The organism is Myroides odoratimimus, assembly GCF_038039805.1.
Taxonomy (GTDB): domain Bacteria; phylum Bacteroidota; class Bacteroidia; order Flavobacteriales; family Flavobacteriaceae; genus Flavobacterium; species Flavobacterium odoratimimum_B.
The window spans coordinates 34,533-58,759 of the sequence record NZ_JBBPHK010000013.1; the positions used below are offsets into that span (position 1 = coordinate 34,533).

Sequence of the window (24,227 nt, forward strand, 5' to 3'; positions counted from 1 at the left end):
AACCCCAATTTTATTAAAGGAAACATGAAAAAACTTTTTCTCCTTTTCTCACTCCTTACTATTTCTCTTGCCTTCGCGCAAGAGAAAAGAGTGATCACTGGTCTTGTCCAAGATAGCGTGGATAAGCTAGGATTGCCTGGTGCCTCAGTAATTGTAGAGACACAGACAGTGTCTAATGCTACATCGCAAGCAGGTATCGTAGAAAGTACTAGTATTGGTACTATGACCGATTTTGATGGTAACTTTACCTTAGAAGTACCACAGGATACTAAAAGCATTCGTATCAGTTTTATCGGATATGAATCTAAATTAATCACTTTGAACACTAAAGGTCATTATGTAGTAACTTTAGGTGCTGACCCTGATATTTTAAACGAAGTGGTTATCACTGGATACCAAACAATCGAAAAAAGAAAGCTTACATCATCAGTGGCTCAAGTGAGTATGGCTGAAATCAACCAAACTGGTGTAGCTAGTGTGGATCAGATGTTAGCTGGACAAGTAGCAGGTATGGCAGTAGTGAACCAAACTGGTGCTCCTGGTGCTCCTGCTAAGATTAGAATACGTGGAACGGCTTCTTTATCTGGAGCTCAAGATCCATTATGGGTACTAGATGGTATGCCACTAGAAGGTAACGATGTACCTAACTTTAATGATAAAGATAATATCGATCAACTTCAAAATTTCTCTATCGCAGGATTAAATCCAGACGATATACAAGACATTACGATTCTAAAAGATGCTTCTGCTACAGCTATCTATGGAGCTAGAGCGGCTAATGGAGTAATCTTAATCACAACTAAGAAAGGGAAAAAAGGTGATATGAAAGTAAACTTTACAGCTAATACTTTTGTAAACCAGAGACCTGACTTCAAGAAATTAAACTTAATGAACTCGGATCAGAAAGTTGATTTTGAGTTAATGTTAGCAGGCAGATCTGATATATTTAATGATCGATCTAATCAAGGTGAGGTAATGCGTATCTTGAATGGAAGTAATGAATTAGATATGTATAGAAACGGTGGCTTTGATGCATTATCATCTGCTACTCAAGCTTCTATTAACAACCTTAGAAAAACAAACACAGACTGGGGTAAAGAAATCTTCCGACCTACATTCAATAAACAATATGGACTAAGTCTCTCAGGTGGTTCTGATGTGAATGATTACTACTTCTCCTTAGGATACTTCAATGAAGAAGGAACAACTATCGGTACAGGATTTGAACGTTTTAACATTACCTTAAAAGATAACTATCAAGTAAGTGATAAGCTTAAAGTAGGAATATCTTTATTTGGAACACATTCTAAAAAGAATAATTTCGTAACAGATGCTGATGCTGCTATTAACCCTATTAACTACTCTAGAAATGCAAATCCATACTTAGCTCCTTACAATACAGATGGTAGTTATATGTACGATAAAGATATCTCAGGATATGAAGATAGATACGTACCTTTTAACTTTGCAGAAGAAAGAACGAATACAAGTTATGAGTTAGTTAATAAATCTTTTAAAGCTGTATTTGATTTAGAATACCAAATCTTGAATGATTTAAAATTAACCTCTCAATTAGGTTTACAACTTGACAAAAGTGATACAGAAAAGTATTTAGGAAAAGAGACATACTCTACACGTAAGTTTAAAGAAGCTACTAGATATTATGATAGAGCTACTAAAACATATAAGTATTTCTTACCTGATGGAGGAATTATAGAAAACTTTAATGATGATATGTTCCAATACAACTGGAAAACACAGGCTACTTATAACGCAATCTTCAACGATATGCATGAAGTAGATGTAATGGCAGGTATGGAGATTAGAAAATCTGATCAAACAATCATTAAGTCAAAAGGTTTTGGTTATGATGCTAATACCTTAACTACTAAACCTATTATATTCCCAGAGGGAAGTACAGAATCAAAAGAAAAAAAATATGAGACTTATAAAAAGACTGTAAACGAAAATGCTTATGCATCATTCTTTGCAACTGCTTCATATACATACAACAGAAAATATACTGTCTTTGGAAGTGTAAGAGCCGATGGTTCTAACTTATTCGGTGTTGACCCTAAATACAGATACGTACCACTATGGGCTGTCTCTGGATCTTGGGATGTAACAAGAGAAAGTTTTATGGAAAACTTAGATTTCGTAAGTAATCTACGTTTACGTGCTTCTTATGGATTACAAGGAAATATAGACAAAACAACTTCTCCATTCTTGATTGGAGAATACAATACATCAACAATATTACCAGGATATCCAGGGCAAACAATACAGGTAACTGCTGCACCTAATGGTACTTTGCGTTGGGAGAAAACAACAAATACTAACCTAGGTTTTGATTTAGGTTTGTTCAACAATAGAATTTCTATTGGATTTGATGCCTACAACAGAAAAAGCACAGACCTAATAGGTCTTAAAGCATTACCTCTTGAGACAGGGTTTGAATTTACAAATATGAACTGGGCCCAAGTAACGAATAAAGGGTATGAGATTGCTATTACAACTAGAAATATCTCTACACCTGATTTCTCTTGGACTACAACGTTCAACTTCGCTCGCAATAAAAGTAAGGTAGATAAAATTCAAATATTCGATAACGAGACTTTACCATCAAGAGAAGGATTACCTGTAAATTCAGTATTCCATATTAAAACAGCTGGTTTTGATGAAAAAGGGAACTTATTATTCTGGAAAGAAGGTGAAAAAGTAACAGGAAAAGAATTCTTTAAATTATATGATCCTATGGCTGATTTCATGCCTGGTTATATGGTTGATACCAATCTGACACCTGAAGAGTACCGTAACTTATATTCTTATGCAGGTGATAAAGATCCTAAATTCACTGGAGGTCTTATTAATACAGTAAGAGTTAAGAACTTTGATCTAACAGTATCTGCTGCTTTTAACATAAAGCAAACGGTACAAAAAACACCTTCTTACAATGCAGCTAAAGTTGACCCAGGAAGAAATTATACAACTGATTTATTAGATATATGGTCTCCTAATAACCCTAACGGATCATTGCCTGGTTTACTTGCTAATGATAATCAAGGAAATTATAATACAGATAATGACAATTGGATGTTAGCAAAATGGTTTGATGGTGGAGATAGTGGAAACTCTTATAAATACTTAGATATCTGGACTAAAGAAATTAGTTATGTTCGTATTAGCAGTATTCGTTTAGGATACTCACTACCCAAAGACCTATTAAGAAAATTAAATGTTGATAATATCAGATTTACAGTTGAAGGTCGTAATTTATTTGTATTTGGAACAAATTATGATGGTTATTTCGATCCAGAAACGTATGGTAATATCTATACACAACCAATCCAAAAGTCATTCACTCTAGGATTAAATGTAACTTTCTAACATTGTATCATAATGAAAAAAACAATATTAATATTAAGTAGTTTATTCTTAAGTCTATCCTTTGTTAGTTGTGATGACTTCTTAGATATACAGCCAAGTGGAAAAATTATTCCTGAAACAGTTGAAGATTATCACAAGTTAATGTTCACTGCTTATGTAAACTACCCAAATCATAAATCTTTAAGTAATTTCCGTACAGATGAAGTAAAGATTACAATAGATGAAGAATCTTCAAAAATTTTGTCTGTAAAAGATGTTTACACTTATCAAGATGTAAATCCATCTAAACAAACTCTTAGTTTTGGATATACTCAATTTTACAAAACCATTTTCTATACAAATGATTTGATTAATAATGGAGTAAATACCATGCAAGTAGGAGATCAAAAAGAACAATTATTAGGAGAAGCGTATGGGTTAAGAGCTTTAGCATACTTTGACTTGACTAATCTATATGCTAAACCTTATGACAAAGCAACTGCTGCAACAGAACCTGGTATTGTCTTACAATTAACACACGAAATAGAAAATAAAAAGAAGAAATCAACAATAGCTGAAGTTTATACTCAAATACATTCTGATATAAACAATGCAAAAAAACACCTAAAAGTAACTTCTTTTGAAATAGGAGAAAATCATCGCTTCACATTAGCTGCAATATACGCTTTAGAAGCAAAAGTAAATCTTTATGAAAAAGAATATGAAGCTGCTTTAATAAGTGTAGATAAAGCTTTACAATACAAAAGTGAATTACAAAATCTAAATAAAGATATTAATACATCTGTAGCAAGCTTTAAATCTGTCGAATCAATCTTAGCTTTAGAAGAAGGTTTAACTGAAGGTTTACAAGAAATTGCTTTAGTCTCTGATGAATTATATAATATTTATGATAGAGAAAATGATTTGCGTTTTAATACTTCATTTCAACTAGTAAAAGGAGAATACATTAGTAAGAAAACAGGAAATGGAGAGATGAAAGCATCATTCCGTACTTCTGAGTTATACATGATTAAAGCGGAAGCATTAGGTCACTTAAACAGATTAGCAGAAGCTAAAAGTACAATAGAAAAATTGATAGTTAGCAGATATAAGCCAGAAGCTGCTGCAAAAGTAATACAGCAACTTTCTGGTTTAGATCAAAAAGGATTTATCTCTTTTATACTTGACGAAAGAAATAAAGAGTTCGCTTTAGAAGGTCACAGATGGTTTGACTTAAGACGTTTAAACCAAAAGAAAATAGTACACAAATTTGGTAATGACACGTCTATTCTAACAGAGAATGATTTGAGATATACGTTGCCATTCCCAAAAGAAGCAAGAGAAAACAACCCAAATCTATAGTCTTCGCCAGACTCATAAACAAAAAAGCCACTCGATATCGAGTGGCTTTTTTAATATCCTTTCCCTTAATTATAGCCTAGAGCTCTACGTGCTAAGTATAAATTATATTTTATACTTTTGTACAAATTTATCACCACATGAAAATTGCTATAGTAGAAGACGAAAGCTTAGCTTCAAATTACTTAAATTCTTTGCTTTTAAGACAAGAACACCTTTCTATAAATGATATAGTTATCCTATCATCTGTAAAGGAAGCTACCGCCTTCTTTTTAGCAAATAAAGTTGATTTGATTTTCATGGATATCCATTTAGGTGATGGAAAGAGTTTAGAAATATTTGAACATATAGAGATAAAAACACCTATTATCTTTATTACTGCTTATGATTCTTATGCTATACAAGTGTTTAAGCAATTCACGATTGACTACATACTTAAACCGTTTACTAGTGATGAATTAGATGATGCTCTGATTAAGTTTAAAGAGATTAGTAAACAATTTGAGATTACTCCTACCTTAGATAGTTTAGCTAAAATAGAAAATGGGAATGATTCTTCAATCAAAGAACGTTTTCTAGTAAATAATGGGCATAAATTAAAATCTATAGAAAAAGATCAAATAGCATACTTTGTTGCTTCTGGTAAACATTTATTCCTATATACTTTTGACAACAATTCATACATCTACGATGATACGATAAAAGATATCATTAGTAAACTAGATAGTAAAACCTTCTTCAAAATAAATAGAAAGTATATCATTAATATAAAATCAGTAGCTGATATTATTAAACATAATAGTCAAAAAATAGAACTTAAGATTACTCCTAAGCCTGAAGACGAAGCACCTATTTTAGTAAGTAAAAACCAAATACTAGAGCTTAAAACTTGGTTGAGTTAATTATTGTTACACTCATTATTATAAAGGCTAAATTTTCTAATTATTTTAAGATAATTCAGTACTTATAATTGTTATATTTGAGATAATACAATAACATAAACTAAAAAAACATGGATTTAGGTGAGCGCTTAATCAACTTTGTTGATACGATATTAGATATGTTTAATGCTATAAAAGGCTATTTAGAAAATGCTGTAGCTTTTTTTGAAAAACTAAAAAACAAAATCATAGAACTACTTGAGTATTTTACTGAACAGGTAGAAGATATCACAGAAGAGAATTTGAAAGCATTAGAAGAAGAGCACTTCTTCATCTAATACTTATTTTAATATAATTCGTCTCTTCATCTCCTCTACTACTTCATAAGCAGCAGGACATATTGCTACATTTTTAAGTGTAAGATTAGATATCTGATTAAACTTCTTTCTGTCAGTATGAGGATATTCACGACAAGCTTTAGGTCGAACTTCATATATAATACAGTAATTTTCATTATCTAAAAATGTACAAGGGAGACTCTGTAAGACATAATCACGATCCTCATCAATATATAGGTACTTATCTATAAATTGCTGGGGTTTCATTTTTAAATGCTTTGCGATACGTTCTATATCCGCATTCGTAAAAAGAGGCCCAGTTGTTTTACAACAATTAGCACAACTCAAGCAATCTGTTTTCTTAAACACATTGTCGTGGATTTCTTGCATTTGATAATCTAAATCTTTAGGTGCCTTCTTTTTTAGTTTATCAAAATACTTTTTATTTTCATTATGCTTATCTTTGGCCAACTTGGGAAGTTGTGAAAGTGTTTTATCCATTTATATTATTTTGGATACAAAATTACAACAACTCTACTTTAATTTTAAAAGAAAGATTAAATAATGAAAGACCTTTTAGGAAAAGCTATTTTAGATTTTCAGACAAATAATCATCCACAGAATGTAATCACCGAAACAGATATATCTGAAGCAGAAGAAATGGATATTGCTTATCTATTTAGAAGTTATAAAGAGATGCCAAAGATCGAACAGAAAGCTCTTAATATGGTTAAAGGAAGAATACTTGATGTAGGATGTGGAGCTGGTACTCACTCTTTTTATCTACAAGAAAAAGGAGCTGATGTAAAAGCTATAGATATTTCTCCTAACTCTATAGAAGCCTGTAAACTAAGAGGAATTAAAAATGCATCAGTTCAAAACTTACTAGATTTAACAAACGAAAAATTCGATACTATTCTACTATTAATGAACGGTACAGGTATCTTCGGAAGATTAATAAATACAACTAAGTATCTACAGCACTTAAAATCTTTATTAAACCCTGGTGGGCAAATACTAATTGATAGTTCTGATCTAATCTATATGTTTGATGAAGACGAAGATGGAGGTAAATGGATACCTATGGAAAATAAAGATTATTATGGAGAATTAACCTTTACTGTTGAATATAAAGGAGAAATTGATGATCCCCTTGAATGGCTTTATCTTGATTACAATACACTTCAAAATGCTGCGCATAGCAACGGATTAGAATGTGAACTTATTACAGAAGGTGATAACTGTGACTATCTAGCGAGACTGAGTATTCAATAAATCGAACAATAAAAAAAGCTCTATGTTATCACATAGAGCTTTTTCTATTATTATTCTTGCATATATTTCATCATAATACCTTGTAGTCCTACTGCCCACTCCTCACCTACTTTTTGACCTTTTTCAAAAAGCACTTCACTCTTATCACTAAGTTTTTTACCTACAGGAGACTCATAAAACTGAATAAGTTGTTTAACATCTTCATGACTAAATTCTGTCATATACATCTCTGCCATCTTATCAACTAAAACAACCATACTTGCTTTTAATTCTTTTTCAAAATCTGCTCGTTTAGTTTCCTCTACATTTAATGACAATTCTTTAGTTAACAATTCAAACGTCTTTAATTGTCCGCTCAAATCCATATACTTTTTAGTATCAGCTTTAAATGCATCTTGTGCAAAAGAAAACTGAGCTACTAATACCATTGCAAAAGCAAGTATTATTTTTCTCATAGTTTTTATTTTTAAACCTTCTTGTAAATTTAAAGCTATTTAAGGAATATCCAAATATTTATGTGTTTGAACAGAGATTTTCCATTTAGGATTTCTCTTTACATACTCAACAATAAGAGAGTTCATCTCAGCGCGTTTACTCCATTCTACTTGTAACAACAATAACGCATTTTCATTCACTCTTGCGGCTTGTTCCTCTGCAAAAATAAAATCATGCTTATTATATATCACTACCTTTAACTCATTAGCTGCGTCATACACACTTTGAGTAGGTAATTTATTTTTTTTAGGAGATAAACATATCCAATCAAAATTCCCTGTTAATTCATAAGCACCAGATGTCTCTATATTCGTTTGTAGCCCTGCTTTCTTAAGCTCTGCTGTAATCACATCTAAGTTATACATCAAGGGCTCTCCTCCTGTTATGACAGCTAAATTAGCTACTTCACGTGCACGTGACACTATCAGCTGAACATCAGTTAAAGGATGTAATTCAGCGTCCCAACTCTCTTTTACATCACACCAATGACATCCAACATCACATCCACCTAATCTAATAAAATACGCTGCATGACCAGAATAAAATCCTTCACCTTGAATAGTATAAAACTCTTCCATTAGAGGTAATACTCTCCCTTCATCTAATGCTTCTTTATCGTAATCTTTCGTCATTTTATTTTTTACATTAAGACAACAAAGATAAACGATAATAACATTCTAATAAACAATAACAAAAAAAACTCAACTGTAAAATCACAATTGAGTTTTCTTGATATTTAATATTCTTATTATTGTAATGCTTTAATAGTATTCTTCGCAAACTCATTTTGGGGATCCAACTCTAATACTTTATTAAAGAACTTAATAGATTCAGCATTTTCCTCTTGATTAGCATGATAAGTAGCTAAAGAAGTATAAGCTTCAATTACTCTGTCTTTATTATCAGCTTTATCTAAAACACCTGCTTCTGTAAGCTGTTTAATAAAACCAGAATACGCTTCATATACTTTTTTATAAGCCTCATCACCTTTCAGAAGACGATTAGCTCTAGCTTTAAAGAAATAAGCTTCAGCTAACTTAGCATCACCATCAATTGCAATTGCAAAATATTTATCAGCTTCTTTTAAAGCTTGCTCATTATTACCACTTTCATCATCTCTTCCTAATACATAATAACAATATCCTGCGTAATAATTATCATACACGTAATTACTTTGTCCTTTAATAGCACCTGAAATCACAAATACATCAATAGCTTCTTTTAGATTATTCTTTCTGAATAATTCTAAGCCTAATGCATGGAACTCTTCTGCTACTTCAGGATCAACTTTGACAGCTTGTTTCAGGCTTTCTACACCCTTAGCATAATACCCATTATTATCTTTAGCTACATTCAAATAACTAATACCTAAATACAAATGATCTCTACCAATAGTTTTTTTTGCTTTAGAAATATATGTCTCTAAACCTTCTACAGCTACAGTGTAATTAGCATTATGATAACCAGCGTAACCTAGATATCTAAAAATACGATTATTTACTCCTTCTTCATTTTTAAGAGAATTAGCTAAGCTTTCTAGCTTAGTATACTCTCCTGTTACCAAAAGAAAATCAGCATACTTCATTCTAGCCTCGAGAGAGTTATCTGATGCACTAATATACTTTTGAAAATATTCTTCAGCTTTAGCCATATTTTGCTCTTTCTTAGAACTATCCTGAACTGACCATAAATAGTAACTATCAGCAATTTCTCTTAATGCAGGAGCATACTGTGGATTAACAGCTAAAATTTCTTCACATGCTTTTATAGCCTCAGCAAAACCACGTCCTCTCTTAGTAATAATAGCCAATTGTAATTTAGCATCTAACAATGACTCATCGTATGATATTGCATTTCTAAATGCAGAGAAAGCCTCATTAAAGTTATTCTCAGCCAAATAAGCCTTACCTAAAATATTATATGCGTTTGCATTAGTATAATCTGCGTTAATAACATCCTGAGCTATTGCAATTGCTTCTTTCGGTAATTTATTCTCTGAAGAAATATAAGCTGAAGCAACTAATAACTTTTCATCATAGTCTTTTTTTCGAATACCATTTAAAGCCTTATCTAAATTTTCTTTAGCTAAAGGGATATTATTTTCTTCCAAGGCTAATTGTCCTAATCCAATATAATTAAGAAAACCTTTACTCTTAATTGCTATACCCTTCTCAAAATAAGAGCGAGCAGACTCTACTTCATCTTCTAGTAAGAACACATCCCCAAGATAATAATAGTTTTTACCATCATTAGGTTTACTTTCAACTAAAGACTTTAAAATAGCCTTTGCTTTATCATATTGTTCATCCTGAATAGCTTTCTTCGCAGTTTCTAAGTCTTGAGCAAAGCTTGAAACACTAATTAGAGCTATTGCTAGTAATGATTTTAGATTTCTTTTATTCATAATCTAGATATAATTTGATTTAACGATTTTTCCTAAATTTCTTTTCTCACATTCAATTCTCTAGGTGGAACTTTAAATGGAACAAGCTTAGATTTTAAAACAATACGCTGTCCTTTATATCCGGCGATATAAGAAGCATATCCTACACCTAAACCAGACTTCCCTTGAATATCCACCACGTAAAGATCTCTAGTTAATGGATAGGTACCTTCCGCAATATTATTTTGTGATGGTTTATAATACTTACCATCCTTAGTATTCTTAACTGATAGTACTTTTAGTTGGGATAATTTCTCTTCCAATTCCAAAGTTGGTTGTGTTAGCCAATTCAAACCAATAACCCCAATAGCATTTGGATTTTTCACTACATAATCAATCACTCCTTCTGTATCACCACCAAAATATGCATAGTCCTTCACGAACTCTTTTACATTGGCTTTTTCTTTGAAAGCTGAAACTATACTAGAGTTAACATTATCAAATACAAGTATATGATTATCTCTTGGTTCAGAATTAGGTTTTTGCAAATTACTTAACACCTGTCCATAATCAATAACACTGTCATTAAAAACCTTACTTGTCACAAAAACTATTGCATCTGTTGCAAAATGAGTCATCTTAGGTTTTACTCTACCTTTAAAATGCACTACCTCTTTCTCTGTAAGTTTACGAGGTAACACAGCTACACGAATAGAATCATTCATTAGCATATTCAACACTTCTCCTTCTGCTTTCTTAACCAAATCGACTTTCACTCTGTTATACTCATACATAAATATTTCATTCACTTCATTCGCTATTGGATAAACTGATTCATCAACAAGAATACGTGTATAACCAGAAACTGGTGTTTCATCTAATGCTTTATAATCTATCTCAACATTATTTTGGGTAGATTTTACTTCTTTCTTTTTACATTGAATGAAAATAACTGAAAATGCAGTCAAAGCCAAAACATAGCTTAAAACTCTAAAACCTCTTTTTATCATTTAATAAGTAGTATCTAAAAATCTTATTTTATAAAGATAGAAAAAACAAATAACTTCCATTGTTAAGATTTGAACAAAAAAAGAAAGCCGCTAAAAGCGGCTTCATATTTTAAGAATCAGTCCTGATTCCAAAGTCTTATAAATCTAAATACTCCATACACAATTAATAGTCCACCAAAAAGCATTCTATGTGTGTATTCAAGGGCTATAGGCATATTATCCCAAAACAAAAACATGCAACCTAATCCTAAATAAAGTAAAAAGAAGCATAGTCCGAAAACAAACAGAAATCGCTGAACTAGCGATTTCTGTTGAAATTTATTTTTAAACATACCTATTGTACTTGGATAGTAATTGGTAATGTAAATTGTGATCTAACACTTCTATTGTTTTGAATAGCAGGTTTCCATTTAGGCATAGATTTCAGTACACGTACAGCTTCTTTACCAGCACCGTAACCTGGGTCACGAGCAACTTTAATATCAGTTAATGAACCATCTATCTCAACAATAAACTGAACGATAACTTGGATTCTTTTCACTCCTGAATCAATATCTGGTGTTCTGAATCTACTGATAAATTGCTTGTTAAAAGCTGCCATACCACCTGGGTACTCTGCTCTAACTTGTACTGCTACGAATACCTTATTAGGGTCTCCATCTCCAGACACTTCTTGTTTTTTATCTTTATCAGCTTCTCCTGTACCTTCTCCAGTTTTGATTTCACCTTTTTCCTTATCCCCTTTAGCGTCTTTCACTCCAGGATCTGCGTCCTTAAGGTCTTCTTGAGTAGTTAACTTCTCAGTTACTTCCTCTTTTTTCGCTACTTCAGGTTCAACGAATTTTTTAGTATCATTCACGTTCTTCACTTCCTCTACTGGTGGTGGAGGTGGTGGTGGAACATCTTCTGGTGGTGGAGGTAATTCCTCTACTGGTGGTGGAAGATCGATCTCCTTAATTTCTAAAGGCACATCATATTTCTCCACATTTTTAACTCCAAAAGTACCTTTTGCCATGTCTATCAACATTGGAGAAGCAATTGCTAATCCAAAAAGAGCCATACCAGCAAACAAAGCTACTGTAGTAACCTTTGGGTTTTCTGATCTTAATTGATAAGCTCCGTAAGATTTGTTACGTCCTTCGAAAACAATATCAATCCAATCTTTTTTAAAGATATTTAATTTTGACATTTCTTTTTATTATTTAGACGTTAACTATTTCTCACCTAAGAACTCTAAATCCTTATCAGAGATATCAACGATAGCATAAGTTTTAGTACCTGTAATTGCCATTTCGTCTAAGATATCTACTAGATTACGATAATTTGATTTCTCACTAGCTTTGATAATTACAATTAAGCCATCTTCAGGATTTTGAGAATAAGCCAAAGCTTTTTTGGTATTCTCCATTATTACTTTTCTTATCCCGTTTTGACCGTATGAACTATCTGTAGGTCCCACTAATGGTTCATGAGGCATCCCCATATACCATTTAATTTTATTATCCGCACCGATTAAGACAGTCATCGTACGATTCTCATCTACCTTCGTTTTATCTTCTTTCTTTGCTTCTTCAGACTTGTCTGGCATAGCTAAGTTCATCGACTGCGGTTTATTCATTGATGTAGTCAACATAAAGAAAGTAATCAATAAGAAAGCAAGATCCACCATCGCAGTTAAATCCACCCCAGCATTCTGCTTTTTACTTCTTACTTTTTTATCCTTGTCGCCTCCACCTGTATTTAATTCAGCCATTTACAGTTTGTTTAATGATTAAAAATCCTCATTTCTTAGACCTGTTACCAAGTAGAACTTGTTTAGACGTTGCTCTTGCATAACATCCATAACACTTTTCACTTTTGGATAGTTTACAGTTGCATCAGCTTTAATTGCTACTTCAAGAACTTTATTGTTCAAGTCTTTAGCTACGATACGAGCTGTCTGAACCCAATCCTTTAATTGGTTATTTACAGAATCTGTAGGAATCCCAGGTTGGTTTGAAGTAACTTTATTTCTAACATCTGGCGGAAGATTTAAGAAACTTTTCAAATCTTGCATTGGTGTACCCACACCTTCTAAGAATGAAAAAGTCTTTTTCTCTTCATCATTAAATTCTATATTGTAACGCTCTCCCATTTTTTCAAGGGTTGCGATACGATCCTCTCTACCTAAAACCCCAAAGAAAACCTTTTCTGATCCTTCTTCACCTCCGATAGTAACCGTAGCTAAATTTACCTCAGGTAATTTAGTTTGTACTGTTGAAGATGGAGTATCCACAGGTAATGGTTCTGGCATTTTAGCAGTAGAAGTCAATACGAAGAAAGTCAAAAGTAGGAACGACACGTCACACATTGCGGTCATATCCACTCTCATACTTTTCTTTTTCATTTTACCTTTTGCCATTGATAGTGTTTTTTTATAAACTAAACCTGTATTGATTCTAAGTCTACACAGGCTTAGTATTATTATTATTTACTTATTCTAATTACTTTACTAAACCTTTGAATCTTCTGTAAGATTGAGTAATAGCAAATCCTGCTTCGTCAATTGAATAAGTTAATCTATCAATTTTAGTTGTAAATGAGTTATACATAACAATAGCTAATGTAGAAGTACCAATACCTGTTGCAGTACATACTAACGCCTCAGAAATACCTGTTGCTAATGCAGCTGAGTCAGGAGTACCAGAAGTTGCTAAAGCTGAGAACGCTTTAATCATCCCTGTTACTGTACCTAATAATCCTACTAACGTACCAATAGATACTAATGTAGCTAATACGATCATGTTTCTTTCTAACATTGGCATCTCTAATGTAGTAGCCTCTTCGATTTCTTTTTGAATTGCTTCAGTAGCTTCTTCGCTATTGAATCCTTCTTTTTTCATTTCTTCATACTTGATTAATCCAGCTTTTACTACGTTAGCTACTGACCCTTGTTGAGCGTCACATGCATCCATAGCCTCGCTGATTCTTCCAGCATTGATGTTTCCTTGTAAGTCTTGTACGAATTTACCTACGTTACCTTTTCCTGATGCTTTAGAAATTACAAAGAATCTCTCGATTGAGAAAACTACAGTCATTGTTAATAATCCAATTAACGCCGCTACTACAATTCCTCCTTTATAAACCATTCCCATGAAGTTTCCTGGTAGTGGATGTCCGTTTTCTGGATCACCGTTTTCAAAGTTAGCTGGGTTACCCATTACAAATTTCCAGATAATGTAACCAAATACAATACAAAATACTACTGCTAGTGATGCAATTACTCTGCTTGCTCCTGAACTAGATCCTTTTTTCTCAACTGATTCGTTTGATACTTTTGTCATCTTTTTAAAAATTTAATTCTTTTTTTTTCAATTATTACTTATTACTTATTTTCTCTTTTAAAACTAATGAGAGTCGCAAATTTATGTTTTTAGATCAAATAAAAAAATTTATAATGATTTTTTTCAACTCTTTCTTTCTTGATTTAACACAGAGGAAATTTAACACCCCGTATTAAAAGGAAATGTTAAGCTAAGGTAAAGATAACAACTCTAAATGAAATAAACTAAAGCATTTTTTACATTACCTTCAAATTTAACATTTCAAATTTATATATAATTTATTTTGCGAATACATTATCTTTGTTAAAGTTTAAAGATGTTTTTTACAAAATGACAACTATGAATAAAGAAAACTTCAGCACTAATCTCCAACAAGGCTATTCTTTTAAAGGAGATTATATTACTATAGGTGCAGCAAAATTAGAAGGTGAGATTCTAGCCGATCACTTTATCAATATTCCGCTCAAAACCATTAATAGACATGGACTTATAGCAGGGGCAACTGGTACTGGTAAAACCAAAACAATACAAGTATTATCTGAGCAACTTTCAGCTAAAGGCATACCTGTTTTAATGATGGACATTAAAGGTGACTTTAGTGGTATAGCGATGAGTGGTGTAGAAAATGACTTTATAAAAGACAGACATTCTAGGATGAACTTGCCTTTTACCCCTTCTGGATTTCCTGTGGAGCTATTATCAATTTCGCAACAAAATGGCGTAAGACTTAGAGCTACCATAACTGAATTTGGTCCAATCTTATTCAGTAGAATACTAGATTTAAATGAAACTCAGTCAGGTATCGTCTCTCTTGTGTTTAAATATTGTGATGATAAGCAACTTCCTTTACTAGATTTAAAAGACTTTAAAAAGACTCTTCAGTACTTAACCAACGAAGGAAAAGAAGAAATAGAAGCAGAATATGGCCGTATCTCTGCAGCTTCAACTGGAGCTATTATTCGAAAGATAATAGAATTAGAACAGCAAGGTGCAGATATATTCTTTGCAGAACCTTCTTTTGACATACAGGATTTGATGCGTATTGATGAGAACGGTTATGGATATGTAAACATTCTACGTCTGACAGATATACAAGACAAGCCTAAACTTTTCTCTACTTTTATGCTAAACCTACTGGCACAAGTTTATTCTCAGATGCCAGAACAAGGGGATAGTGGACAGCCAGAACTAGTAATCTTCATAGATGAGGCACACTTAATATTTAATGAAGCTAGTAAAACGCTATTAAATCAAATAGAAACAATTGTAAAATTAATACGCTCTAAAGGAATCGGAATCTACTTTATCACACAGAATCCTACAGATATTCCTAATGGTGTACTAGCACAACTAGGTCTAAAAATACAACATGCTCTACGCGCATTCACAGAAAAAGATCGCAAAGCAATCAAAACTGCTTCCGAAAACTTCCCTTCTACTGAGTATTATAAGACTGATGAGATTATTACTTCTATGGGAACAGGAGAAGCTTTAGTCACTGCTCTAAACGAAAAAGGTATCCCTACCCCACTTGCAGTATGTACTATGCGTGCACCTATGAGTAGAATGGATATCTTATCTGATCAAGAAATAAATGACCTTATAACCAAATCTTCTCTTGCTAAAAAATACAATGAGTATTTTGACAGAGAAAGTGCTTATGAAATATTAAATGCAAAACTAGAAGCTCTAAAACAAGAAGAACAAAAGGTAAAAGAAACGACTACAAAAACAAGCACTACTAAAACACAACAAGGAAATAGCGATGTTACAAAAGGAATTATTAAAGTTGTAACTAGCGCTACTTTTATAAGAGGTGCTTTTGGTATCTTAAATAAAATATTATCAGGAGGGAATTCTAAAGGTAAACGTAAATAAATTCAAAAGGGTATATGTGATCACATATACCCTTCTTCATTATATTATAAAAGAGACTTTATCTTATTCATCACTTCTTCACTATCCCATTTGTGTATGATTCCATCCATCTTCATTACCTCATCCATAATACCCGCTTGTCTTTCCCCCTCAGCTAAAGCTGATACGTAACTTTCTGTACTAAATGTAACTCTATCGTATAAAGGCAACCATAGACTAGGATATTCAGCTGCAAATTTTGCCTCAATCTTTTTTCTTAACAAAAACATATCATCGGCCGTGTCTTCACTCATCTCTCTAAAGTTGCGATAGGACAGTTCTGCTATAGCATCTCCATTAGGCTTTCTTTCTTCTTGGTATTTTTTTAGTACATCAAACCAACTATTATTTCCTACCTGATTTATTATTTGATTTAGCACATATACATCTTCCAATCCCGCATTTAATCCTTGCCCATAAAAAGGAACTACTGCATGTGCGGCATCACCGATAAGAGCAACCTTATCTTCAGACACCCAAGGAAAACACTTCATGGTTACCAATGAATTCACTGGGTTCTCTTTAAATTGCTCTAAATAATTTGGTATCAAAGAACCTACATCTTTAAAGTAAGCACCAAAGAACTTTCTAATCTCCTCATCCGTTTGAACAGTATTAAAAGAGACTTCCCCTTCATATGGCATAAACAATGTACAAGTAAAAGAACCGTCAACATTCGCTAACGCAATAAACATAAAGTCTTTTCTTGGCCAAATATGAAATGCGTTCTTAGATAACTGATGTTCCCCATTAGGCATTGCCTCTATACGAAGTTCTTTATATCCTAAATGTAGATAGGATTGTTGATATTCAAATCGACTTTGCTTCTGCATTTTAGCTCTGACTCTAGAATACGCACCATCAGCCCCAAAGATCAAATCAGTTTTAATCTCATTCCACTGATCACTCTCTTTCTCTGCTGTATATAAGATCCCTTCTTTTAGATTAACATCCCATATAGGAGTATCAAACTTAAATACCACTCCTTCTCTTTCTGCAATAGAAATCAAATCTTTATTTAACCCTCCTCTCGAGATTGCCCATATTGAGTCTCCTTTTATACTATAAGGTTGATATTTGACATTACCATCCTCAGTATGGATTGCTCTTTCAGACATTGGAATACCTAGTTCCCTTACCTCATCTTCTATTCCTAATTCTTTTAATATACGCCACCCTCGATCTGATAAAGCTAAATTAATAGACCTCCCTCTAAAATCTATATTTCGAATATCCTCACTCTTATCATATACTGTTACTGTATAGCCTTTCTTTTTTAAGCTGATTGCCAACACCACACCTACTAATCCACTACCAACTATTGAGACATCTTTTACCATGACGCTAACTAATTTATTTTTAACAAATTAAAATACAAATTCTTTGATTACTTATATTTTAACTCTAATATTCTAAGTATATTTAAGCAACAACACAACTAACAGATTCCCTATGAAAGATTTAATATGGATCCTAGTGATACTTCTTTTAACAGGGTGGTATCTCTTTTACATCGTCTTCAATATAGATCATATTTTAGTCTCTATATTGCTATTTGCTGCCACTATACTTTCTTTGTATAATATATTCTTTTGTGACAAACCTATAAAAAAATAAAGAGTCTCGCGAGACTCTTTATTTTTGTTTATTTCTTAAACTCTATCTTTTGTCCTACTGCTAAGCCTTGTGATTTTGCAAATGCTCCACACATATGGAACAATAATCTAGCTCCAACATTACCATCCCAATCATCCTCTCCTGGCGCTACCTCTACTAAATCCATTCCTATAATTAACTTATTAGATTCCGATAAATGTGTAATCATATAAGTTGCTTGCTCATAAGTTAATCCTCCTGGTACAGGTGTTCCTGTATTTGGACAATACCAAGCTAATAAAGCATCAATGTCAAAACTGATTGCTACTTTCTCTGGTAATGAAGCGATAATTTGATCACATTTATCTTTCCAACTCATCCCTTCAAATTCGTCTTTCTTCAAATCTGCATCAGTATGTACTAATACTCTTCCATTAGCTTCTACTACTGTTGCTACTTCTTGCTCACAGAAATCACGAATACCTACTTGTACTATTGTTTTTACTTGAGGTAATTTTAAAGTATTGAACATAATAGACGCATGAGAATAAGTAAACCCTTCATAAGCATCTCTTAAATCCATATGCGCATCAAAGTGTAAAATACCAAAAGCATCGTGATGTTTTGCTAATGCATTGTAATATCCAAATGGAGTACTGTGATCTCCTCCTAATAATACTACGCGTTTTCCTTTTGCCATCCAATAAGATACTTTCTCTTCTACTTCTTTGTGAAATTTATCACATACTGCATTGATTGTATCTAAATCTTTTTGTAACTCTGGTAAGTCTGCAATATTCTCACCATTCTCAAGTGCTTCAATGATTGGCTGAGCCATTTCTTTATACTTCGCACTATCTGTTGCCCAATGTTCTGGAGCTTCATCTATATAAATTCCCAATTTCCATAAATCAGGATATTGTTGGTGTAACAAATCTACTTGATAAGAAGCTTCTAATATAGCTTCTGGTCCTTCTGACGCCCCTGCTCCATAACTTACTGTTACTTCCCATGGTGCTGGTACCACTATAATCTCACTTTCCTCTGCTGTAAAAGGCAATCCATATATCGTCGCATCTGCTAATCCTGGCTGAGATGGATCAAAATTATCTATCTTATTTTGTTTAGTTGACATCGTATTTTATTTTTTTTGCAAATGTAATTTAATTTAAATGATAGACAAATCAGGCAAATTAAATTCTATTAAATAACTATTCTCTCCTTATCTTCTTTTCTATACTTGTAAACATATCATACTAATAGTCTAAAAAAGACTATCTGCCTTTTTTAGAATTTCTCCAAAACGATATATATCTTCATAAGAAGTATAGAAAGGAACTGGTGCTAGCCTAACCACATTAGGCTCTCTCCAATCTACAATTACTCCTTCATTCATTAAATACGAAAACAGATCTTTCCCCTTTCCATGAAGAAAAACAGAAAGTTGACTTCCTCTTTCGGTTTCTTTTTTAGGCGTGATTAATTCATAATTAGCATTAACAGCTTTAGCCACATCCTCCATTATAAACTCAAGGTAAGCAGTAATCTCTCTCTGTTTTGTAATCAAAGCCTCCATTCCCACTTCGTCAAACATCTCTATGGATGCTAAATAGGGAGCTAAGCTAAGAATAGATGGATTACTAATCTGCCATCCATGAGCACTCTCTACTGCATCAAATTTTTTCTCCATCAAAAAACGACGTTCTTTATTATGTCCCCACCATCCTGCTAATCGAATCAAATCTTTATCTGTATGATAGCGTTCATGAATGAAACAGCCTGATGCACTACCCGGCCCAGCATTCATATACTTATAACTACACCATGCAGCGAAATCCACATTCCACTCGTGCAACTTCAACGCTATATTACCAGCAGCATGAGCTAAATCCCATCCTACCTTAGCTCCATATTGATGAGCATGAGCTGTAATAGTTTTGATATCGAACACTTGACCTGTATAATAGTTAAGCCCTCCTATTAACACTAAAGCGATCTCTTCTCCTACTTCATCTATCTTTTCTAATATATCCTCTAATCTAAAGTTATGTTCTCCAGGTCTTTTCTTTAACTCTATAATAGCCTCTTTAGGATCTAGTCCATGTAACCTTACTTGAGACTGTATCAGATATTGATCACTCGGAAATGCTTTCTCCTCACATATAATCTTATACTTACTAGCCGTAGGACGATAAAAAGTAGTCATCAATAAGTGAAGGTTAACTGTCAAGGTATTCATCACAGTAATTTCTGACGACTTAGCTCCTACTATTCTACTCAATGGTTCACTTAAACGTTCGTGATAATCCCACCATGGTTTCTCTGCATAGAAGTGTCCTTCTACAGCTAACGCTCCCCAATCCTGCATTACTTCATTGACATACTCTACAGCTCTCTTAGGTTGTAGTCCAAGTGAATTACCTGTAAAATAGATAACCTGTTTTCCATTTACCTCTGGAAAGTTAAACTCATCTCTGTACTTAGCTAAAGGATCTTTTTCATCTAAGCTCCTTGCATAAGCAAGTGTATTTTCAAAAGTCATTATATAGGAGTATTTCTTATTAAGTATTAACTGTAAATTTACTTCTTTTTAAACAAATAAATTCCTAAACATAAGATAAAAGTCCAATCCATCCTATTCATAAAAAAAGCCTTTGAGAATCTCAAAGGCTTTCTAATTTATTTTGATTGATCTATTACAGAATCAACATTGCGTCTCCGTAAGAGTAGAATTTATACTTCTCTTCTACCGCTTCTTTATAAGCTTTCATCATTAAGTCATGTCCACAGAATGCAGAGATCATCATTAATAATGTTGATTTAGGCATGTGGAAGTTAGTCACCATACAATCAGCGATACTGAAATCATAAGGAGGGAAGATAAATTTATTCGTCCATCCCACGAATGGGTTTAACGTTTGACTAGAAGAAACAGAACTCTCTAATGCACGCATACTTGTCGTACCGATAGCACATACTCTATTCTTTCTCTCTTTAGCTGCGTTTACAATATCACAAGCTTCTTGATTCACAAACATCTCTTCTGAATCCATCTTGTGTTTAGACAAATCTTCTACCTCTACTGGATTAAAAGTACCTAAACCGATATGCAATGTTACATTAGCAAATTCAACACCTTTTATCTCTAAACGTTTTAATAAGTGTTTAGAGAAGTGTAATCCTGCTGTTGGTGCAGCTACAGCTCCTTCTTCAGTAGCATAGATAGTTTGGTAACGCTCAGCATCTTCTGGCACTACCTCACGATTAATGTACTTAGGAATCGGAGTTTCTCCTAATTCTTGTAATTTAAATCTAAACTCTTCGTAAGAACCATCGTATAAGAAACGTAAAGTTCTTCCTCTAGAAGTTGTATTATCAATTACTTCAGCTACTAATGAATCATCATCTCCGAAGTATAATTTATTACCGATACGTATTTTACGAGCTGGGTCTACTAATACATCCCATAAACGTTGTTCAGCATTTAACTCACGCAACAAGAATACTTCAATTCTCGCACCTGTTTTTTCTTTATTACCGTATAAACGTGCAGGAAATACTTTCGTGTTATTTAACACCATCACATCTCCCTCGTCAAAATAGTCAATTAAATCCTTGAATAATTTGTGCTCTATCGTTCCAGTTTTACGATCTACTACCATTAGGCGTGCCTCATCTCTGTTCTCTGCTGGAAACTCTGCCAATAATTCTTCAGGCAAATCAAAATTAAAGTTTGATAACTTCATTGAATATGTGTTTTGTTAGAAAATAATACTAAACTAATTTGGAAATCTAAGAGTATAGATGTCCAAATTGAGTACAAATATACAACCTCAGAGTAGGGGTTGTCAAGTATTTAGCCATATTTAATTTTACAGTTCTATTTTTTAACAATATTTACACCGATTTCAGCCAAACAATCCCAGTAATTTATAAATGACTTAGTTACAACCTCTGCTTCTAAAATAGTTATCTCTCCTTTCAGAGCTAATGGAGCAAAAGCCATAGCCATTCTATGGTCTTGATAAGTCTCAATCTCTATTCCTTCTCTCATCCCTCCAGAAGGATGAATAACAATAGATTCTTCTGTAATATCAACCTCACCACCTAATTTAGTTAGCTCATTATATAAAGCTACTAAGCGATCTGTCTCTTTTATTTTTAAAGTATGTAGCCCCGTCATTTCACAACGAATGCCTAAACCAAAACAAGTCACAGCTATAGTCTGTGCCAAGTCAGGAGTCTCTATCAAGTCTGCTTTAAACGCAGAGTCTGTCTCCCTTACTTTTTCTAATTTTATAGTATAATCTTCTAAGTATGTAGTCTCTACACCTAATATACTATACAGTTGACTTACTTGACTATCCCCTTGTAAGCTATCCTCTTTATAACTCTTCAGTTGCATAGTGATTCCTATAGGTGACAGTGCTACAAAAGAATAGAAGTAAGAGGCAGATGACCAATCTGATTCTACTGTAAACTGTTCTGTAATAGCCTTGACTAAAGGTTTTACACTAATGATATTCCCATTAAAAGTACTCTCTACCCCTAATTGGCTTAACAACTGTAGAGTCATCTCTATATAAGGACGAGAAGTAATATTACCCACCAGGTGTAGTTCTATTCCCTTCTCTAACCTAGTTCCTACTAATAGTAGTGCTGTTATATATTGACTACTCACATCCGCAGGTAATTCTACCTTACCTCCTACTGAGATTTGTCCTTTTATATTAAGTGGAGGATACCCCTCTTTCTTACTATATGTGATATCAGCCCCTAACTGTCTTAGTGCTTCCACTAATACACCGATAGGTCTTTCTTGCATGCGACTACTCCCTGTCAGAGTAAGCTCGCGAGTACTACACAACGAATAATAAGCTGTCAAAAATCGCATAGTAGTCCCTGCGTGATGTATATCTACTACATCGCCCGTAGATACTAACGCACCCTGCATGGCACATACATCATCAGAATCAGATACATTCCCTATCGTTAAAGATGGAAACAACTCCTGCAATATTAACAGTCTATTGCTTTCGGATTTACTACCAGAGATAACAAGTGTCTTGTCATGCTCTACTTTACTTTTTAACAGCTTAATATTCACGTATTCTCTATTTTAATTTCTCATTATTGTGGTGACGGTCGTGATCTCTCTTTGTTTTCAAGTCCATTTTTTTATCAAATGCCTCTTGTAGATTCACACCAGTCTGATTTGCTAAACACATCACTACGAATACTACATCCGCTAGCTCCTCGCCCAAATCTTTATTTTTATCACTCTCTTTTTCAGATTGCTCTCCATATCTTCTAGCGATGATACGAGCTACCTCTCCTACTTCTTCCGTAAGCTGAGCCATATTTGTTAATTCGTTAAAATAACGAACACCGTGTTCCTTAATCCAATTATCAACTGCTAACTGTGCATCTTGAATATTCATAATTACTTATTTTTTGTTTTAAAAATTCTTCCTTTTACCCATTTGTCATAAACGAACATCAGTGCGATAAAGATAATATACTTTACCACAAAACTAATTAAACACTGCTCATCACCAGAAAAAGCACAACCTACCTCATCTGTTAAGAACCACGTCATCATCACATAGATAACCGTGAATAAACTAAACTTTACTAAACTATTCATTATTCTTTATTTTGACTATCTATTACGATGGTTACAGGTCCATCATTTAGCAATTCCACTTTCATATCCGCTCCGAATCTACCTGTTTGTATACGCTTACCTAAATCATTTTCTAACTTATCTATAAACTTCTCATACATAGGTATAGCGAAGTCTGGCTTAGACGCCCTAATATAGGAAGGTCTATTTCCTTTTTTAGTAGAAGCGTGCAGTGTAAACTGACTTACTAATAATATCTCACCATCTACTTCTTTTACGGACTTATTCATCACTCCATTCTCATCTTCGAAAATACGCAAATTCACTATCTTACCTGATAGCCATTCTATATCTAGTTTTGTATCAATATCCTCTACTCCTACTAAAACTAAAAGCCCTTGTCCTATATTACCAATCACACTACCCTCTACAGTCACAGAAGCCTTTGTCACACGCTGGATTACTACTTTCATCTCTTTATTCTTTTTTATCCTATTACTTACAAACTTAAAAACTTTCTAAAGTTCTACCTTCATTTCATTAGATTAATTTCTAACAATAGAGTAGAATCAATTACTCTTTTAAATTTTATTAGGCAGAAAGCTACTTTTATAATAACTTAGATGCTATATAATTTTATACAGAACAATCTTCTAAT

General features: G+C 33.2%; 23 protein-coding genes. 6 read left to right on the forward strand and 17 right to left on the reverse strand.

The annotated features are described in order from the left end of the window. The first annotated feature begins 24 nt into the window (after window positions 1-24). From AABL85_RS10820 to AABL85_RS10835, 4 genes are all read left to right on the forward strand, one after another. Window positions 25-3,387 (forward strand): SusC/RagA family TonB-linked outer membrane protein, encoded by a 3,363-nt coding sequence (locus AABL85_RS10820; RefSeq protein WP_041889145.1) that lies wholly within the window; start codon window positions 25-27, stop codon window positions 3,385-3,387. Between the two features lie 12 nt (window positions 3,388-3,399). Next, on the forward strand, window positions 3,400-4,728 hold the full coding sequence (locus AABL85_RS10825) for a RagB/SusD family nutrient uptake outer membrane protein (RefSeq protein WP_341310095.1): 1,329 nt from the start codon (window positions 3,400-3,402) through the stop codon (window positions 4,726-4,728). Between the two features lie 137 nt (window positions 4,729-4,865). Next, the gene (locus AABL85_RS10830) at window positions 4,866-5,627 is read left to right on the forward strand and encodes a LytTR family DNA-binding domain-containing protein (protein WP_341310096.1); all 762 of its coding nucleotides are present in this window, start codon (window positions 4,866-4,868) and stop codon (window positions 5,625-5,627) included. Between the two features lie 110 nt (window positions 5,628-5,737). After that, on the forward strand, window positions 5,738-5,944 hold the full coding sequence (locus AABL85_RS10835) for a hypothetical protein (protein ID WP_041889138.1): 207 nt from the start codon (window positions 5,738-5,740) through the stop codon (window positions 5,942-5,944). A 3-nt stretch (window positions 5,945-5,947) separates the two neighbouring features. Here the strand turns inward: AABL85_RS10835 and AABL85_RS10840 are convergent, their stop codons facing one another. After that, window positions 5,948-6,445: a YkgJ family cysteine cluster protein gene (locus AABL85_RS10840; RefSeq protein WP_341310097.1), complete on the reverse strand. Its 498-nt coding sequence runs from the start codon at window positions 6,443-6,445 to the stop codon at window positions 5,948-5,950. A gap of 63 nt (window positions 6,446-6,508) precedes the next feature. Here AABL85_RS10840 and AABL85_RS10845 point away from each other — a divergent pair, with 63 nt between their 5' ends. After that, window positions 6,509-7,219: a class I SAM-dependent methyltransferase gene (locus tag AABL85_RS10845; protein WP_341310098.1), complete on the forward strand. Its 711-nt coding sequence runs from the start codon at window positions 6,509-6,511 to the stop codon at window positions 7,217-7,219. Window positions 7,220-7,269: 50 nt separating this feature from the next. On the opposite strand, the gene AABL85_RS10850 is transcribed toward AABL85_RS10845, so the two are convergent. The 8 genes from AABL85_RS10850 to AABL85_RS10885 form a co-directional block, all read right to left on the reverse strand. Then, window positions 7,270-7,674 carry a DUF2059 domain-containing protein gene (locus AABL85_RS10850; protein ID WP_006257205.1) on the reverse strand — a complete coding sequence of 135 codons (405 nt, stop codon included), beginning with the start codon at window positions 7,672-7,674 and terminating at the stop codon, window positions 7,270-7,272. Window positions 7,675-7,713: 39 nt separating this feature from the next. Next, window positions 7,714-8,346 (reverse strand): 7-carboxy-7-deazaguanine synthase QueE, encoded by a 633-nt coding sequence (locus AABL85_RS10855; RefSeq protein ID WP_341310099.1) that lies wholly within the window; start codon window positions 8,344-8,346, stop codon window positions 7,714-7,716. A 116-nt stretch (window positions 8,347-8,462) separates the two neighbouring features. Then, on the reverse strand, window positions 8,463-10,118 hold the full coding sequence (locus AABL85_RS10860; RefSeq protein ID WP_341310100.1) for a tetratricopeptide repeat protein: 1,656 nt from the start codon (window positions 10,116-10,118) through the stop codon (window positions 8,463-8,465). Window positions 10,119-10,150: 32 nt separating this feature from the next. After that, window positions 10,151-11,107, reverse strand: a complete 957-nt coding sequence (locus tag AABL85_RS10865) for a substrate-binding domain-containing protein (RefSeq protein WP_341310101.1) — start codon at window positions 11,105-11,107, stop codon at window positions 10,151-10,153. A gap of 334 nt (window positions 11,108-11,441) precedes the next feature. Next, on the reverse strand, window positions 11,442-12,296 hold the full coding sequence (locus AABL85_RS10870) for an energy transducer TonB (RefSeq protein WP_286415559.1): 855 nt from the start codon (window positions 12,294-12,296) through the stop codon (window positions 11,442-11,444). Window positions 12,297-12,320: 24 nt separating this feature from the next. Further along, window positions 12,321-12,860, reverse strand: coding sequence for an ExbD/TolR family protein (locus AABL85_RS10875; protein WP_006257210.1), 540 nt, complete (start codon window positions 12,858-12,860; stop codon window positions 12,321-12,323). A gap of 18 nt (window positions 12,861-12,878) precedes the next feature. Continuing rightward, window positions 12,879-13,508, reverse strand: a complete 630-nt coding sequence (locus tag AABL85_RS10880) for an ExbD/TolR family protein (protein ID WP_286415558.1) — start codon at window positions 13,506-13,508, stop codon at window positions 12,879-12,881. An 82-nt stretch (window positions 13,509-13,590) separates the two neighbouring features. Continuing rightward, window positions 13,591-14,430, reverse strand: a complete 840-nt coding sequence (locus tag AABL85_RS10885) for a MotA/TolQ/ExbB proton channel family protein (protein ID WP_006257212.1) — start codon at window positions 14,428-14,430, stop codon at window positions 13,591-13,593. Window positions 14,431-14,769: 339 nt separating this feature from the next. On the opposite strand from AABL85_RS10885, the gene AABL85_RS10890 reads away from it, so the two are divergent. Continuing rightward, window positions 14,770-16,308: a helicase HerA-like domain-containing protein gene (locus AABL85_RS10890; RefSeq protein WP_341310102.1), complete on the forward strand. Its 1,539-nt coding sequence runs from the start codon at window positions 14,770-14,772 to the stop codon at window positions 16,306-16,308. Window positions 16,309-16,352: 44 nt separating this feature from the next. Here AABL85_RS10890 and AABL85_RS10895 read toward each other — a convergent pair whose 3' ends face one another. From AABL85_RS10895 to dtd, 8 genes are all read right to left on the reverse strand, one after another. Continuing rightward, window positions 16,353-17,687: an NAD(P)/FAD-dependent oxidoreductase gene (locus AABL85_RS10895; protein ID WP_341310103.1), complete on the reverse strand. Its 1,335-nt coding sequence runs from the start codon at window positions 17,685-17,687 to the stop codon at window positions 16,353-16,355. A gap of 305 nt (window positions 17,688-17,992) precedes the next feature. After that, window positions 17,993-19,078, reverse strand: a complete 1,086-nt coding sequence (locus AABL85_RS10900; protein ID WP_341310104.1) for an agmatinase family protein — start codon at window positions 19,076-19,078, stop codon at window positions 17,993-17,995. A 129-nt stretch (window positions 19,079-19,207) separates the two neighbouring features. Beyond that, on the reverse strand, window positions 19,208-20,485 hold the full coding sequence (gene kynU / locus AABL85_RS10905) for a kynureninase (protein ID WP_341310105.1): 1,278 nt from the start codon (window positions 20,483-20,485) through the stop codon (window positions 19,208-19,210). 154 nt (window positions 20,486-20,639) lie between these two features. Next, window positions 20,640-21,689, reverse strand: coding sequence for a tRNA preQ1(34) S-adenosylmethionine ribosyltransferase-isomerase QueA (gene queA, locus AABL85_RS10910; protein ID WP_006257217.1), 1,050 nt, complete (start codon window positions 21,687-21,689; stop codon window positions 20,640-20,642). 134 nt (window positions 21,690-21,823) lie between these two features. Next, window positions 21,824-23,050: a 3-phosphoshikimate 1-carboxyvinyltransferase gene (locus tag AABL85_RS10915; RefSeq protein ID WP_341310106.1), complete on the reverse strand. Its 1,227-nt coding sequence runs from the start codon at window positions 23,048-23,050 to the stop codon at window positions 21,824-21,826. A 7-nt stretch (window positions 23,051-23,057) separates the two neighbouring features. Beyond that, window positions 23,058-23,384, reverse strand: a complete 327-nt coding sequence (locus tag AABL85_RS10920) for a nucleotide pyrophosphohydrolase (protein WP_006257219.1) — start codon at window positions 23,382-23,384, stop codon at window positions 23,058-23,060. 2 nt (window positions 23,385-23,386) lie between these two features. After that, window positions 23,387-23,590 carry a hypothetical protein gene (locus AABL85_RS10925; RefSeq protein ID WP_006257220.1) on the reverse strand — a complete coding sequence of 68 codons (204 nt, stop codon included), beginning with the start codon at window positions 23,588-23,590 and terminating at the stop codon, window positions 23,387-23,389. Then, a complete protein-coding gene (gene dtd / locus AABL85_RS10930) occupies window positions 23,590-24,042 on the reverse strand; it encodes a D-aminoacyl-tRNA deacylase (RefSeq protein ID WP_286436684.1) in 453 nt (150 codons plus the stop codon). Before dtd ends, AABL85_RS10925 begins: the two co-directional genes overlap by 1 nt. Between the last annotated feature and the right edge of the window lie 185 nt (window positions 24,043-24,227).

Coding starts and splice junctions, on each gene's coding strand:
- AABL85_RS10820 (WP_041889145.1), top strand. CDS start 25: ATGAAAAAACTTTTTCTCCTTTTCTCACTCCTTACTATTTCTCTTGCC.
- AABL85_RS10825 (WP_341310095.1), top strand. CDS start 3,400: ATGAAAAAAACAATATTAATATTAAGTAGTTTATTCTTAAGTCTATCC.
- AABL85_RS10830 (WP_341310096.1), top strand. CDS start 4,866: ATGAAAATTGCTATAGTAGAAGACGAAAGCTTAGCTTCAAATTACTTA.
- AABL85_RS10835 (WP_041889138.1), top strand. CDS start 5,738: ATGGATTTAGGTGAGCGCTTAATCAACTTTGTTGATACGATATTAGAT.
- AABL85_RS10840 (WP_341310097.1), bottom strand. CDS start 6,445: ATGGATAAAACACTTTCACAACTTCCCAAGTTGGCCAAAGATAAGCAT.
- AABL85_RS10845 (WP_341310098.1), top strand. CDS start 6,509: ATGAAAGACCTTTTAGGAAAAGCTATTTTAGATTTTCAGACAAATAAT.
- AABL85_RS10850 (WP_006257205.1), bottom strand. CDS start 7,674: ATGAGAAAAATAATACTTGCTTTTGCAATGGTATTAGTAGCTCAGTTT.
- AABL85_RS10855 (WP_341310099.1), bottom strand. CDS start 8,346: ATGACGAAAGATTACGATAAAGAAGCATTAGATGAAGGGAGAGTATTA.
- AABL85_RS10860 (WP_341310100.1), bottom strand. CDS start 10,118: ATGAATAAAAGAAATCTAAAATCATTACTAGCAATAGCTCTAATTAGT.
- AABL85_RS10865 (WP_341310101.1), bottom strand. CDS start 11,107: ATGATAAAAAGAGGTTTTAGAGTTTTAAGCTATGTTTTGGCTTTGACT.
- AABL85_RS10870 (WP_286415559.1), bottom strand. CDS start 12,296: ATGTCAAAATTAAATATCTTTAAAAAAGATTGGATTGATATTGTTTTC.
- AABL85_RS10875 (WP_006257210.1), bottom strand. CDS start 12,860: ATGGCTGAATTAAATACAGGTGGAGGCGACAAGGATAAAAAAGTAAGA.
- AABL85_RS10880 (WP_286415558.1), bottom strand. CDS start 13,508: ATGGCAAAAGGTAAAATGAAAAAGAAAAGTATGAGAGTGGATATGACC.
- AABL85_RS10885 (WP_006257212.1), bottom strand. CDS start 14,430: ATGACAAAAGTATCAAACGAATCAGTTGAGAAAAAAGGATCTAGTTCA.
- AABL85_RS10890 (WP_341310102.1), top strand. CDS start 14,770: ATGAATAAAGAAAACTTCAGCACTAATCTCCAACAAGGCTATTCTTTT.
- AABL85_RS10895 (WP_341310103.1), bottom strand. CDS start 17,687: ATGGTAAAAGATGTCTCAATAGTTGGTAGTGGATTAGTAGGTGTGGTG.
- AABL85_RS10900 (WP_341310104.1), bottom strand. CDS start 19,078: ATGTCAACTAAACAAAATAAGATAGATAATTTTGATCCATCTCAGCCA.
- kynU (WP_341310105.1), bottom strand. CDS start 20,485: ATGACTTTTGAAAATACACTTGCTTATGCAAGGAGCTTAGATGAAAAA.
- queA (WP_006257217.1), bottom strand. CDS start 21,689: ATGAAGTTATCAAACTTTAATTTTGATTTGCCTGAAGAATTATTGGCA.
- AABL85_RS10920 (WP_006257219.1), bottom strand. CDS start 23,384: ATGAATATTCAAGATGCACAGTTAGCAGTTGATAATTGGATTAAGGAA.
- AABL85_RS10925 (WP_006257220.1), bottom strand. CDS start 23,590: ATGAATAGTTTAGTAAAGTTTAGTTTATTCACGGTTATCTATGTGATG.
- dtd (WP_286436684.1), bottom strand. CDS start 24,042: ATGAAAGTAGTAATCCAGCGTGTGACAAAGGCTTCTGTGACTGTAGAG.